The sequence below is a fragment of the Peptoniphilaceae bacterium AMB_02 genome, assembly GCA_036321625.1.
Lineage (GTDB): Bacteria > Bacillota > Clostridia > Tissierellales > Peptoniphilaceae > Microaceticoccus > Microaceticoccus formicicus.
The window spans coordinates 1,171,165-1,184,651 of sequence record CP143259.1 but is presented as its reverse complement, the minus strand read 5'-3'; the positions used below and the strand labels follow the sequence as shown (position 1 = coordinate 1,184,651).

The window sequence follows — 13,487 nt, the reverse complement described above, 5'->3', positions numbered from 1 at the left end:
CTTATACCCAAAATTTCCATACTTTAGCATTTTTTTATTAAAAACTATGATATAATTGTAAAATACGATTTTTATTATAAATATTTTATATTTTAAAACATAAAAAGGAGAAATTTGATGAAGAAATTTAAACTACTGGCCTTAGATATGGATGGCACGACATTAAATAAACAAGGTAAAATCTCAGATGCTAATCGTAAGGCTATTAATGATGCAACAGCAAGAGGTATAAAGATTTCACTTGTCTCAGGCAGGGATGCTTTTACTTTAAATAATTTTGCCAAGAAGCTTGGACTTGATGGATATATGAGTGCAATGAACGGAAATGTAATATTTAAGTCCGGGACAGGTGAGATTATAATAGAGCATTTTATGGATGCTGATATGGTTAAAAAAATAATAGATATAGCTAAGTCTGTACCCGGTATCTTAGCGATTTTCATCGATAATGATACTTATGTTGAAGATATAAATCATCCATTTGCTAAAATCTTACAAAAATTTACTGAAAGACCTCTAATCCATATGGGAAATACAATTCAATACTTGAAAACAAACAATTTGTTTAATAGGGTTATCAAAATGGCTTTTCTAAACGAATATGAAGAATTGATAAATGTTAAAGAGAATCAATTGTCGGAGGTTTCAAATGATTTGAATTTAGTATTCTCTCTACCATTTTGTCTGGAACTATTTCGTAAAGATGTCGGCAAAGGTGAATCTCTGAAGGAAATAGCAAAATTATACAATATCGATAGAGATTCTATTTTGGCAATGGGTGATGGTGAGAATGATATTGAAATGCTCAAATTCGCAGGTAAAGGGATTTCGCCGTCTAATTGCATGCCAACTGTCATTAGGTATGCTGATGAGATTACTACCACCAATGACAGAGATGCAGTCGCAGTTATAATTAATAAATACCTACTTTAAGATTGACATCATTTCATTTCTTATGTTAATATAGCAGAAGAAGGAATTGCCTTTAATTTGAACCAGTGAGTTCAAAAAGGATACTTAGACACCCATAGGGAAATTCTATGTTATCCTATTAACAAAGAAAAGGAGACTAGAAAATGTTAAAAGGTAGAAACTTAATCAATCCAGATGATTTAAATGTTGATGAGATTTATGAAATTATTGAATTAGCCAGAAAAATAGTTAAGAGTCCACATAATTATTCTAATGTTTGTAATGGTAGAATATTAGGGACTCTTTTTTTTGAGCCTTCTACTAGAACCAGGCTTAGTTTCGAAGCTGCCATGCTTCGATTGGGTGGTGGGATAGTAGGTTTCTCAGAAAGTGCATCTAGCTCAACTTCAAAGGGAGAGAGTTTAATTGATACGATAAGAACTGTTGGTGCTTATTCAGATATAATTGCTATGAGACATCCGAAAGAAGGTTCAGCACAACTTGCTGGAAATTATACCTCTGTTCCTCTAATTAACGCAGGGGATGGAGGACATTATCATCCAACACAGACTTTAACAGACTTATTGACGATAATGGAATCTAAGGGTACTTTTGATAATTTAGTAGTAGGTCTTTGTGGCGATTTAAAATTTGGTAGAACCGTTCACTCGCTTTTAAAGACTATGAATAAATTCAAAAAAAATAAATTTGTACTAATATCACCTGAAGAGCTCCAAATTCCCAATTATGTAAAAACACTGGCATTTGATGAAAATTCAAATAATTATGTTGAAGTTGAAAAACTGGAAGATGTCATAGATCAATTAGATATACTATATATGACAAGGGTACAAAAGGAGAGATTTTTCAACGAAGCAGACTATGTAAGACTTAAAGATAGTTATATACTCTCTCCAAGAAAGATGAAAAAAGCAAAAGATGATATGATAGTTCTGCATCCACTGCCAAGGGTTAATGAAATATCTGTAGAGGTTGATAACGATCCAAGAGCTATGTATTTTAAACAAGTTAAATACGGTATGTATGCTAGAATGGCTTTAATTATAAAATTGATGGGGGTCGAAGTATGTTAAGTATAACAAGCATAAAAAAGGGAATCGTAATAGACCATATTTCACCGGGAAATGGATATGAAATTTTTAAATTATTGGAACTTGATAAAGCTGATTTTAGAGTAGCTCTCATTATCAACGCAGATTCGAAAAAGTTTGGAAGAAAAGATTTAATAAAAATTGAAAATGAAATTGATTTAGATTTAAGAGCGCTGGGAATTCTTGATAAAAATCTTACTATTAATATAATAGAAGATGAAATGATAAAAGAAAAAATCGAAGTTGATTTGCCAAAGATGTTTGAAGGTATTTTTAAATGTAAGAATCCAAGATGTATTACAAGTAGTGAAAGAGATGTAGTTCAAAAATTTGAATTGGTCAGTGAGGACAAGACCATTTATAAATGTGCTTACTGTGATCATTTGCTGAATATGGAGGAGTAAATTGAAAATATTATTTAAGGATTGTAGGATTGTCGACCATAAAGATGATTATACCACCGACCTTCTAATTGAGGATCAATATATCAAGAGTATCGAACCTAATCTAAATATGTCAGCCGATATAGTAATCGATGCAAAAGATAAGGTATTAATGCCGTCTTTTGTGGATTTACATGTTCACTTCAGAGACCCGGGATTTACTTATAAGGAAGATTTAAAGACCGGTTCACATGCTGCTCTGAAAGGCGGATACACTAGAGTTTATGCGATGGGTAATACAAAACCCGTATGCGACAATGTTGAGATCTATAATGATATTATTAAACGAAATGAAGAGTTGGATTTAGTTGATTTACACCAGATTATAACTATAACTAAAGGACTCGAAGGCAAAGAGCTTACCGATTTTGACAGTTTTGACGATAGTGTAAAGTTTATCTCTGATGACGGAAAAGGAGTACTATCCAATAAACTGATGTACGAAGCTTGTTTAAAAGCAGTAGAAAAAAATATAGGAATTATGATACATGCTGAAGAACCTGAGATTTCTCCAATTGACTATAGAATAGCTGAAGATTTAATAACGATAAGAGATGTATATTTATCAAAAGCAACCGGCTGTAAAATTCATTTCAGTCATGTAAGCACAAAAGACTCTATCGATGCTATTAGGCTAGGTAAACAGTACGGTGCAAATATTACCTGTGAAGTTACCCCTCACCACATTTTACTCCACGATGTCGATTATAGAGTTAATCCTCCGATTAGAGAACTCTCCGATACGAGAAGTATTATAGAAGGTATTTTGGATGGAACTGTCGATGCTATTGCCACAGATCATGCACCTCATTCCAAAGAGGATAAGGAAAAGGGTGCTCCGGGTATGATAGGTCTGGAAACAGCATTTATGATTTCCTATACAACACTTGTTGCTAAAGGTTTAATCGACTTAAAATTATTATCAAAAGTGATGTCTTATAATCCATCCAGGATTCTCAATGTAGATCATGGAGAAATTAAAGTTGGAGCTTTGGCAGATTTGGTTTTAGTTGACTTAAATAAAAAGACAAAAATTGACGAGTTTACTTTCAAATCAAAGAGTAAAAATTCACCTTTTTATGGATATGATTTTGAAGGTAATATAGAGATGACTATTAGGCATGGAAAAATAATGTATGATGGAGGCAAAAATGATAATAGATAAATTATATGAAAGAGTTGAAGAAAGAGGCTTTGTATGTGTCGGTTTAGATACGGATTATAATTATGTTCCTGAAAGCATGAGAAGTAATGTATCCATTGCTGATGCAATGTTTAGATTCAATAAAGAGATTATAGATGCTACTTATGATATTGCCGGCATCTACAAGCTTCAAATTGCTTATTACGAAGCTTATGGGTTAGAAGGGATGTCTGCCTATGTTAAAACTCTTGAATACCTTAGAACTAAAGATTTACTGACTATCGGAGATGTAAAAAGAGGGGATATCGCAGCAACTGCAAAAATGTACGCAAAAGCTCATTTCGAATCAGAATTTGCAGTAGATTTTATAACTTTGAATCCATACATGGGTTTTGACAGCATCACTCCATACATGCCTTATTTGGAATCCGGAGAAAAAGGAGTTTTCGTGCTACTCAGAACTTCAAACCCTGGAGCTAAGGATATAGAATATTTAGAACACGATAACAGACCTCTATATTATACAATTGGTGATAATCTAGTGGAAATCGGAAAGAATGCAGTGGGTAAATCAGGATACTCTGCACTTGGTCTTGTCGTTGGTGGAACTCACTCTGAAGAAGCTGTTGAAATAAGAGAAAGATATGCGAATTCATTTTTCTTGATACCAGGTTATGGTCATCAAGGAGCAAGCAGTGAAGATATACGAAATTATCTAAACAATTTTAATGGTGGAGTAGTAAATTCTTCAAGAGGTATAATAACCTATTTCAAGAAACATGAAGACGGAGACTCTAAAGTTGGAGAGTATGCTAGAGAGGCTACTCTTACGATGAGGGAGGATATATATGGCGAAAAAAGATAGTTATGTAGAAGCGGAAATTTTATCTAATGAAAGAGTCGGTGATGATGTATACAAATTGGTTTTAAGTGGAAATTTTGAAGGACAACCTGGTCAGTTTTATATGTTAAAGAACTGGGATTTACATCCATTATTGTCTAGACCTTTTAGTATATGCGATATCACTGCAGATACGATAACATTTTTGTACTTGGTCGTTGGAACAGGAACAAAATTATTAAAAGACCTTCATAAAGGAGATAAAATCTCTTTACTTGGTCCATTGGGCAATGGTTTCGAGTTTGGCGATTATAAGAAAGTTGCAATTGTCAGTGGGGGAATAGGGATTGCGCCGATGCTGTATCTGGCCAAGAAACTGAACTGTCAAGTCGATCTTTATGCAGGTTTTAGGGATTATGATTATTTTATTAAAGAAATGAGCCCGTATGTCGATAATATTTACCTTTCTTCAGATACAGGAATGGTTGGGCATAAAGGGAATGTGCTTGAGATTTACAACGATGATAAATATGATCAAGTATACGCATGTGGACCTAATCCCATGTTAAATGCACTAAAAAATGTTTCGGATCAAGAGAAACTTCAATTATCATTAGAAAGCCACATGGCTTGTGGTATTGGAGCATGTTTAGGTTGTACAGTGAATACAACAGAGGGAATGAAGAGAGTATGTGTAGACGGACCTGTATTTACTTCTTCGGAGGTGTTTTTCGATGCTTAAAACCGATTTGTGTGGAGTAAGTTTAAAAAATCCTGTAATAGCTGCATCAGGTACTTTTGGATTTGGTAGGGAATTCGAACCATATCTAGACTTAAATGCACTTGGAGGTATTTCCACCAAGGGATTGACATATCATTCAAAACAGGGAAATACCGGACAAAGAATTCACGAGACTGCAGCCGGTATAATGAACAGTATAGGACTTCAAAACCCTTCTGTTAAATCATTTATCGAAAATGATCTACCTTTTATGAAAAATTTCGAGTCAGAGATTATAGTTAACCTAGGTGGAAATAATATAGACGATTATGTTAATGGTGCATTATTACTGGAAGATACAGATATCAATATAATCGAACTTAATATATCTTGTCCAAATGTTAAAGAGGGTGGAATGGCCTTCGGAATTAAATGTGAATCTGCATTTTATGTAGTGAGCGAAATTAAAAAGGTAAGTTCCAAGAAGATTATGGTAAAATTATCTCCCAATGCGGATGATTTAGTTAGAGTTGCTACTGAATGTGAAAGAGCCGGCGCTGATGCACTTTCACTAGTGAATACTTTTAATGCTCTGGCTATAGACATAAAAAGGAGAAAAGCAGTTTTCGATAATATAACTGCCGGTCTATCAGGACCTTGTATAAAACCAATAGCCTTAAGGATGGTCAGAGATGTCTATAAGTCCGTTAGTATCCCTGTAGTAGGTATGGGAGGCATAATGAATGCTGCTGATGCCATAGAGTTTATCATGGCTGGTTCGACTGCAATTCAAGTCGGCACAGCGAATTTTATCAATCCTAAGGTAATGATAGAGATAATCCAGGGTATGGAGGAGTTTATGGAAAATGAAGGTATTAAAAATCTAGATGAAATAAAAGGGATAATATAAGGGGGAGTATCAATGGTTGATGTTAAAAATTTATTATTGGAATGTGGAGCTTTTCTTCAAGGTCATTTCTTATTATCTTCAGGGAAGCATAGTGACGGATATGTCCAATGTGCTAAGTTATTGATGTATCCGGACAAAGCTGCGGAAGTGTTGAGTATTGTTACTGATAAAGTTAAAGATCTTGGAGCAGATGTAGTAATCGGTCCTGCAATGGGTGGTATTATGGTAAGTTACGAGCTTGGAAGACAATTGGGACTTCCTGCAATGTTCACCGAAAGAGAAAATGACATAATGACACTGAGAAGAGGATTTACTGTTAAAGAAGGTCAAAAAGTACTAATTGCCGAAGATGTAGTTACTACAGGTAAATCATCTCTTGAAACTATTAAGGCTCTTGAGAACTATGGTGTTGAAGTAATAGGACTAGCATGCATGGTTAACAGAAGCGGTCTAAAACAAATTGATAAATATCCTATTTACTCTGCAATTGATTTAGATATCAAAACATTTGATGAAGAATGTCCATTATGTGACGACGGGGTAGAGCTTGTAAAACCTGGTAGTAGAAAGAAATTTTAATAAAAAGCCGGAGATTAATCTCCGGCTTTAATATTTATATTTATTGGTAGTTCTACAGTAAAGGTACTGCCTTTTTTAAGTTCACTTTCAGCATAGATTTTTCCATTGAGTGTTTCTACCATTTTTTTAGTGATGGCTAGGCCCAAACCTGACCCTCCATATTGACTATTTCTGGAAGTATCAGCTTTGAAAAATCTATCGAAAACTTTCTTTAGGTTTTCTTCTGATATTCCAATGCCTTCATCAATCACAGAAATTTTGACATTGTTTTTCAATTTTTCCAATTTTACTATAACGCTTGATTCTACACTAGAAGCTTTTAGTGCATTACTTATTAGATTGTACATAATTTGAACCAGTCTATCGGGATCGGAAGTAATACTTATGTCTTCTGCAATATCAGATTTTAGGTTAACACCTTTTTTATTTGCCGTCGTTGTCAAAGTTTTTGTGGTGTTCTCAAGCATCTCTGACAGACTAAATGTTTCAATTTTAAGTTTTGATAATTTAGAACTTTCATCAAAACTCATTCTAAGCTGTTCAATTAATTTATTCAAATGAACTATTTCCTCTTTTATTGTAGAGAGAGAGTTTTCATCCAATTCAATTATACCGTCATTGATTGCTTCGATTTGTAATTGTAGATTAGTCAATGGGGTACGCAGTTCATGACTGATATCTTGAGCATATTGCTTTCTAAGCATTTCTTGTCTGTTTAAAGAATCTCCTAAATATTTCATATTGTCAGATAAATCGGATAGTTCCTTTATATCTGTGTTTACATCTATATGATCATATTTCTCACTCTTATAATTCATAGCCATTTTACTTATATCCAAAATCGAATTGCTCATTTTTCTTGAAATGAAAGAAGAGGCAACCATACCAGCAAAAACAGCTACCAGTCCGGCCAATAATAGCGATATGAAAATATTCTTCTTAAAACTTATAGCAATATCGTCAAAAAAACCGTCATTATAATACGAGATAACAATTGATCCGATTTTTTTACCACCTTCTTGCATTTCATAAGATTTTTGTATCAATTCTCTATCTTCTTTTAATGGGTTGAACTTATACAAAGATTTATTATTGCTGTCTAATATTTCTATTTCAATATCTTCCATCTCGGCGTACCCTGAAAGGCTTGCTATCAAAGTGTCTGTATCACTCATTTTTAATAGTAAACCAATTTGTGACTTTATTTGATCAAATCTGTCTTGTCTTACATCAAAAAGATACGAATTGAAGTTCTTGTCAAATATAAAGTTAAAAAGTATACCAAGTACAATTATCACTATAATTATTCCTTGAAACATGTATAGTAATAATTTGTTTTTCAGTTTCATAGTGATTCTCCTGTTTTATAACCAACACCATAAACAGTCTTAATATATTTTGGATCTCGTGGACTTTCTTCAATTTTTTGTCTGATATTCTTAATATGCGTATCTATAGCTCTGTCAAAAGCATCGTATTCATCACCAAAAGCGATAGAGATTATTTCTTCTCTGGTAAATATTTTGCCGGGCTTTGAAAACAAAACCTGCAGGATGCTGAATTCATTATTTGTAAGTGTAACTTCATTACCATTTACTTTACAGGTATAGTTATCCAAGTTTATTATCAGTCTACCATTATCAAAACTAAGTATATTTGTGTTTACCGGATCTTTACGTATTCTCCTTAAGATTGCTCTGACTCTTTCCATTAACTCTTTGGGACTAAAGGGTTTAGTTACATAGTCATCAGCACCTAGTTGGAAACCTTCAATTTTATCTATCTCTTCAACTTTAGCGGTAACGAGGATTACAGGTATATCACTTAATTGTCTAATGGTCTTTAGAACTTCTTCACCGCTGATTAATGGTAGCATTCTATCTAAGATAACCAAGTCGAAGTCATGTGTTGTAAAGTATTTTAAAGCTTCGCCACCATCATATGCTTGCGAAACTTCGTATCCTTCTTTTTGTAAATAAGAACTGATTATTGAAGATATTCCTTTTTCATCTTCTATTAAAAGTATTTTTCTATTCATTATATCACCTTTTTAAATATATTTTCTTAACATAAGTTAACTCATATGTTATTATATCACTTGTGAGGTGAAAATATGGATTTTATTAGAGTAATTTTATTAGGAATTGTTGAAGGGATAACAGAATTTCTACCTATAAGTAGTACGGGGCATTTAATTATAGCAGATCAATTTATAAAATTATCTCCTGCAGAATTTTCAAATGCATTTAAGGTAATAATTCAGCTTGGTGCTATTATGTCTGTGGTGGTAGTAAGTTTTAATAAATTAAATCCCTTTTCTAAGGCATATTTAAGTGATAATATTAAAAGAAACTTCGATAGATTAAATCTTCAGTCTAAGATATACTATCTTTTAAAAGATGGTAATAAGGAGATATTATCCTTGTGGAAAAAGATCATCATTGCACTAATCCCGGCTGTTGTACTAGGTTTATTATTTGATGATTTAATAGACAAGTATCTTTTTAATCCAATTACAGTTGCAATAATGCTTATCTTTTGGGGAATAGTTATTATCCTTATAGAGAAAAGAAACAAGAATACTGTACCTGTAATTGAGTCATTTAATAAAATGGGGTATAAAACAGCATTTTTGATAGGTATGTTTCAATGTTTGGCATTGATACCCGGAACTTCAAGATCTGCAGCTACAATAATAGGAGCATTGCTTCTTGGAAGCAGCAGATTAATTGCAACTGAATTTTCTTTCTACCTGGCTATTCCAACCATGTTTGGAGCAACTTTATTGAAGGTAGTTAAAAATTTTGGTGGCTATACTTCTTATCAATGGCTTTTGATTCTATTAGGTTCGATAGTTTCTTTTGTTGTTGCTTACTTTACCATCAAGAAATTTTTAGATTATGTGAAGTCCAAAGATTTTACATTGTTTGGGTATTATAGAATCATAGTTGGTATATTGGTCTTGGTGTTAATGCTGATATAGTTATTCAAATAGATTTACGTTTAAAAAGAGCTTAACCGTCCGGTTAAGCTCTCTTTGTTTTTTACTTTATTCTTTAGATTTTAAATTACTTTGAGCTGCAGCAAGCCTTGCTATTGGAACTCTAAATGGGGAACAGGAGACATAGTCTAATCCTATTTTGTTGAAGAATTCAATTGAATCAGGATCTCCACCGTGCTCACCGCATACACCTAAATGTATATCACTTCTGGTTGATTTTCCTTTTTCAACAGCTATTTCAAGTAGTATTCCAACTCCATCCTTGTCCAGTGTTTCAAAAGGACTCTTAGGAAGAATATTCTTTTCAACGTATTCTGATAAGAATTTACCGGCATCATCTCTTGAGAACCCGAATGTCATTTGAGTCATGTCATTTGTACCAAAACTAAAGAATTCAGCTTCCTCAGCTATATGGTCTGCAAGTAATGCTGCTCTCGGTACTTCTATCATAGTACCAATTTTATGATCTATTCTGTCTGAATTTTCTTCGAATACTGAAGCAATTTCATCTACTATTTCACTTTTAACAAATTCTAATTCTTTCTTTTCTCCTACTAGTGGAATCATTATTTCGACTACAGCTTCAACTCCTTCTTCTTTGAGCTGTAATGCAGCTTCCATAATCGCCCTAACTTGCATTCTGTAGATTTCAGGATAGGTGATAGCAAGTCTACAACCCCTATGACCAAGCATAGGATTGACTTCTCTAAGTTCTTTTACTGTGTCCAGTATATTATTGAAATCCATATTTAAATCTTCAGCAAGTTTTCTTAAATCCTCTTCGGAAGATGGAATGAATTCGTGTAGTGGAGGGTCAAGTAATCTTACTGTTACCGGTTTACCGGCCATTGTCTTAAAGATATTGTAAAAGTCGTCTTTTTGGATTGGTTGAATTTTTTCTAGTGCTTTTAATCTTTGATTAATGTTTTTTGCCAGAATCATTTCTCTTACGGCTAAAATTCGGTCTTCCTGGAAGAACATGTGCTCTGTTCTACACAATCCTATACCTTCAGCACCGAATGCGAGAGCTACTTTTGCGTCTCTTGGTGTGTCGGCATTGGTTCTAACTTCCAATCTCTTAAGCTCGTTTACCCAGCCCATGAAGATTTCAAAACTTCCGGCTAATTCAGGATCTACTTTTTTAATTTCTCCGTTGTATACATATCCTGTTGTTCCATCTAGTGAGATTACGTCACCTTCTTTATAGACTTTGTTTCCGGCTTTCATAATCTTTTGAGCTTCATCAACTCTAACTTCGTTTGCACCAGCAACGCAACATTTACCCATTCCTCTTGCAACTACTGCGGCATGAGAAGTCATTCCTCCACGTGATGTAAGTATTCCTTCAGCTATTATCATTCCTTCAATATCTTCCGGAGATGTTTCTTGTCTAACTATAATTACTTTTTCTCCTCTTTCAACAGCTTCTACAGAGTCTTTAGAACTGAAGTAGATTCTGCCTGAAGCTGCTCCAGGAGAAGCTGCTAGACCTTTTGTAATTACTTCGCTTTCTTTTAATTCTTTTTCATCGAAATTTGGATGTAGTAATTGTGATAATGAATTAGGTTCAATTCGCATTATAGCCTCTTCTTTTGTAATCAAACCTTCATTTACCATATCAACTGCAATATTGATGGCAGCTTGAGTTGTCCTCTTTCCATTTCTGGTTTGAAGTATATAAAGTATACCGTTTTCTATGGTAAACTCTAAATCCTGCATGTCTTTATAATGTTTTTCAAGTTTTTCAGACGTATCTAAAAATTGTTTATAAACATCAGGCATGATTCTGTTTAATTCATGAATTTCCTCAGGAGTTCTGATGCCGGCAACAACATCTTCTCCTTGGGCATCTACTAAAAATTCTCCAAATAATTCATTTTCACCTGTTGCCGGGTTCCTTGAAAATGCAACTCCGGTTCCCGATGTGTCTCCCATATTACCAAATACCATAGACTGTATATTTACTGCTGTTCCTAAATTATCTGGTATTTCATGAAGTCTTCTATAAATTCTAGCTCTGGAGTTATTCCATGACTTAAATACTGCTTGAGTTGCAAGATATAATTGATCAAGCGGATCTTGTGGGAATGCTTCTCCGATTTCTCTTTCATAAATCTTCTTGAATTGATCGACTATAAGCTTTAAGTCTTCAGCACTAAGATCTGTATCTTTTTCTGCTCCTACTTTTTCTTTGACTTCTTCCAATACACTGTCAAAGAAAGATTTAGGAACTTCCATGGCTACATCAGAAAACATTTGGATGAATCTTCTGTAACTGTCATAAGCAAAACGTTCATTTCCAGTAGATCTGGCTAAACCTATAACTGCTTTGTCATTTAGACCTAGGTTTAAAATGGTATCCATCATACCAGGCATTGAAAATACAGCGCCTGATCTGACCGAGAAGAGTAGGGGATTGTTTTCATCTGAAAATTTCTTGCCTATTTGATTCTCAATATCGTGAATATGGGTTTTTATTTCCTCTTTTAAAGAATCCCATAACACTTCTTCCTCGTCATAAAACCTATTACAAGCTTCTGTGGTTACAGTAAATCCCGGTGGAACTCTCAATCCTAAACATGTCATCTCTGCTAAGTTTGCTCCCTTACCACCTAGTAGTGATTTCATATCCTTGTTGCCTTCTCTAAAGTCATAAACATATTTTTTCGTCATACTCTACCTCCTATATTATATAATAGCTTTATTTGCTTTTTTCAGATAAGTCAGTATAATATCAGCTGTTTCTTCTATTGCTCTATTTGATACATCGATGATAGGGCATCCAATTTTTTTCATAATAACATGAGCATATTCTATTTCTTCCAAGATTCTCTCTAAATTAGAATAGGATGAACCCAATGGCAATCCTAATGATTTTAATCTTTCCTTTCTAATTTTATTTAAGTTTTCCGGAGAATTTGTAAGTCCTACAATTTTCTTAGTAGGAATTTGGAACAGCTCATCAGGTGGAACTGTTTCAGGTACTAGTGGTATATTTGCTACCCTGTAGTTCTTATTTGCTAAATACATGGATAGGGGAGTCTTAGAAGTTCTTGAGATTCCAATGATAGCTAAGTCAGCTATTAATAGTCCCCTTGGATCTTTTCCATCATCATACCTAACCGCGAATTCAATCGCCTCTACTCTTTTAAAGTAGTTCTCATCAAGTTTTCTAAGTGCCCCCGGCATAGTAGATGGGTTAAGATTCGTAACTCTCTCTATTGCGATAATAGATGGGGTTAGAACGTCAACACTTGCAATATTGTTAATATCGCAAAACTTCTTAATTACACTAAGTAGGGTTTCATCTACTAGTGAATAAAAAAGAATGGTGTTTTCCATATCAACTATTTCATCAAGTATATTATGCAATATGGTGACACTTCTTATGTGAGAAAATTTCCTGATTTCATGTTCTAAATTTTCGAATTGTGCTATTGAAGCTCGAACAGTTTGTTCTGCGGTTTCTCCAATAGAATCACTAAGTATATAAATAGTTAAAGATTTCATCTGCCACCCCTTTTTAATATTTTATTGCTCTTTTACTATATTATATCCTATAAAATCACTTGTGAACATAATTCTTGCCCAATATTTACTAAATCTGATGATTTTCTTGACTTTTTATTTCATGAATAATATACTTAACTCATATTATGAATATGGACATTGATGAGGAGTAGTAACAAGATAAACCGTTCAGAGAGAAAACGTGTGGTGAGAGTTTTTCGGAAGAGTTTTGTGAAGTCGCCTTTGAGTCTTTAACATTGAGTGCTGCATTATGCAGAACATAGGTGGTACCGCGAAAGTTCTTCGTCCTATAC

General features: G+C 33.8%; 13 protein-coding genes and 1 other annotated feature. Of the genes, 9 read left to right on the top strand and 4 right to left on the bottom strand.

Annotated elements, in window-relative coordinates; translation table 11 throughout:
* Positions 1–117 precede the first annotated feature (117 nt).
* From VZL98_05795 to pyrE, 8 genes are all read left to right on the top strand, one after another.
* Positions 118–933 (top strand): Cof-type HAD-IIB family hydrolase, encoded by an 816-nt coding sequence (locus VZL98_05795; GenBank protein WVH64440.1) that lies wholly within the window; start codon positions 118–120, stop codon positions 931–933.
* A 143-nt stretch (positions 934–1,076) separates the two neighbouring features.
* Entirely contained in the window at positions 1,077–2,006 is a 930-nt protein-coding gene (pyrB, locus tag VZL98_05790; protein ID WVH64439.1) for an aspartate carbamoyltransferase, read from the top strand.
* Positions 2,000–2,428 carry an aspartate carbamoyltransferase regulatory subunit gene (locus VZL98_05785; GenBank protein WVH64438.1) on the top strand — a complete coding sequence of 143 codons (429 nt, stop codon included), beginning with the start codon at positions 2,000–2,002 and terminating at the stop codon, positions 2,426–2,428. Before pyrB ends, VZL98_05785 begins: the two co-directional genes overlap by 7 nt.
* Before the next feature lies 1 nt (position 2,429).
* Entirely contained in the window at positions 2,430–3,632 is a 1,203-nt protein-coding gene (locus VZL98_05780; protein WVH64437.1) for a dihydroorotase, read from the top strand.
* On the top strand, positions 3,619–4,476 hold the full coding sequence (gene pyrF / locus VZL98_05775; GenBank protein WVH64436.1) for an orotidine-5'-phosphate decarboxylase: 858 nt from the start codon (positions 3,619–3,621) through the stop codon (positions 4,474–4,476). The genes VZL98_05780 and pyrF overlap by 14 nt, the downstream gene beginning before the upstream one ends.
* Positions 4,460–5,194, top strand: a complete 735-nt coding sequence (locus tag VZL98_05770; protein ID WVH64435.1) for a dihydroorotate dehydrogenase electron transfer subunit — start codon at positions 4,460–4,462, stop codon at positions 5,192–5,194. The genes pyrF and VZL98_05770 overlap by 17 nt, the downstream gene beginning before the upstream one ends.
* A complete protein-coding gene (locus VZL98_05765; GenBank protein WVH64434.1) occupies positions 5,187–6,083 on the top strand; it encodes a dihydroorotate dehydrogenase in 897 nt (298 codons plus the stop codon). The genes VZL98_05770 and VZL98_05765 overlap by 8 nt, the downstream gene beginning before the upstream one ends.
* A 12-nt stretch (positions 6,084–6,095) precedes the next feature.
* Positions 6,096–6,662 carry an orotate phosphoribosyltransferase gene (pyrE, locus tag VZL98_05760; GenBank protein ID WVH64433.1) on the top strand — a complete coding sequence of 189 codons (567 nt, stop codon included), beginning with the start codon at positions 6,096–6,098 and terminating at the stop codon, positions 6,660–6,662.
* A 14-nt stretch (positions 6,663–6,676) separates the two neighbouring features.
* On the opposite strand, the gene VZL98_05755 is transcribed toward pyrE, so the two are convergent.
* Both VZL98_05755 and VZL98_05750 read right to left on the bottom strand, forming a co-directional pair.
* Positions 6,677–8,011 (bottom strand): HAMP domain-containing sensor histidine kinase, encoded by a 1,335-nt coding sequence (locus tag VZL98_05755; GenBank protein ID WVH64432.1) that lies wholly within the window; start codon positions 8,009–8,011, stop codon positions 6,677–6,679.
* Positions 8,008–8,700 carry a response regulator transcription factor gene (locus VZL98_05750; GenBank protein WVH64431.1) on the bottom strand — a complete coding sequence of 231 codons (693 nt, stop codon included), beginning with the start codon at positions 8,698–8,700 and terminating at the stop codon, positions 8,008–8,010. The genes VZL98_05755 and VZL98_05750 overlap by 4 nt, the downstream gene beginning before the upstream one ends.
* A 75-nt stretch (positions 8,701–8,775) precedes the next feature.
* Here VZL98_05750 and VZL98_05745 point away from each other — a divergent pair, with 75 nt between their 5' ends.
* A complete protein-coding gene (locus VZL98_05745) occupies positions 8,776–9,645 on the top strand; it encodes an undecaprenyl-diphosphate phosphatase (GenBank protein ID WVH64430.1) in 870 nt (289 codons plus the stop codon).
* A gap of 66 nt (positions 9,646–9,711) precedes the next feature.
* On the opposite strand, the gene ppdK is transcribed toward VZL98_05745, so the two are convergent.
* Complete coding sequence (gene ppdK / locus VZL98_05740) at positions 9,712–12,336, bottom strand: pyruvate, phosphate dikinase (protein WVH64429.1); 2,625 nt, start codon at positions 12,334–12,336, stop codon at positions 9,712–9,714.
* Positions 12,337–12,351: 15 nt separating this feature from the next.
* Positions 12,352–13,173 carry a pyruvate, water dikinase regulatory protein gene (locus VZL98_05735; GenBank protein ID WVH64428.1) on the bottom strand — a complete coding sequence of 274 codons (822 nt, stop codon included), beginning with the start codon at positions 13,171–13,173 and terminating at the stop codon, positions 12,352–12,354.
* A 150-nt stretch (positions 13,174–13,323) separates the two neighbouring features.
* Positions 13,324–13,487: a binding site (T-box leader), on the top strand.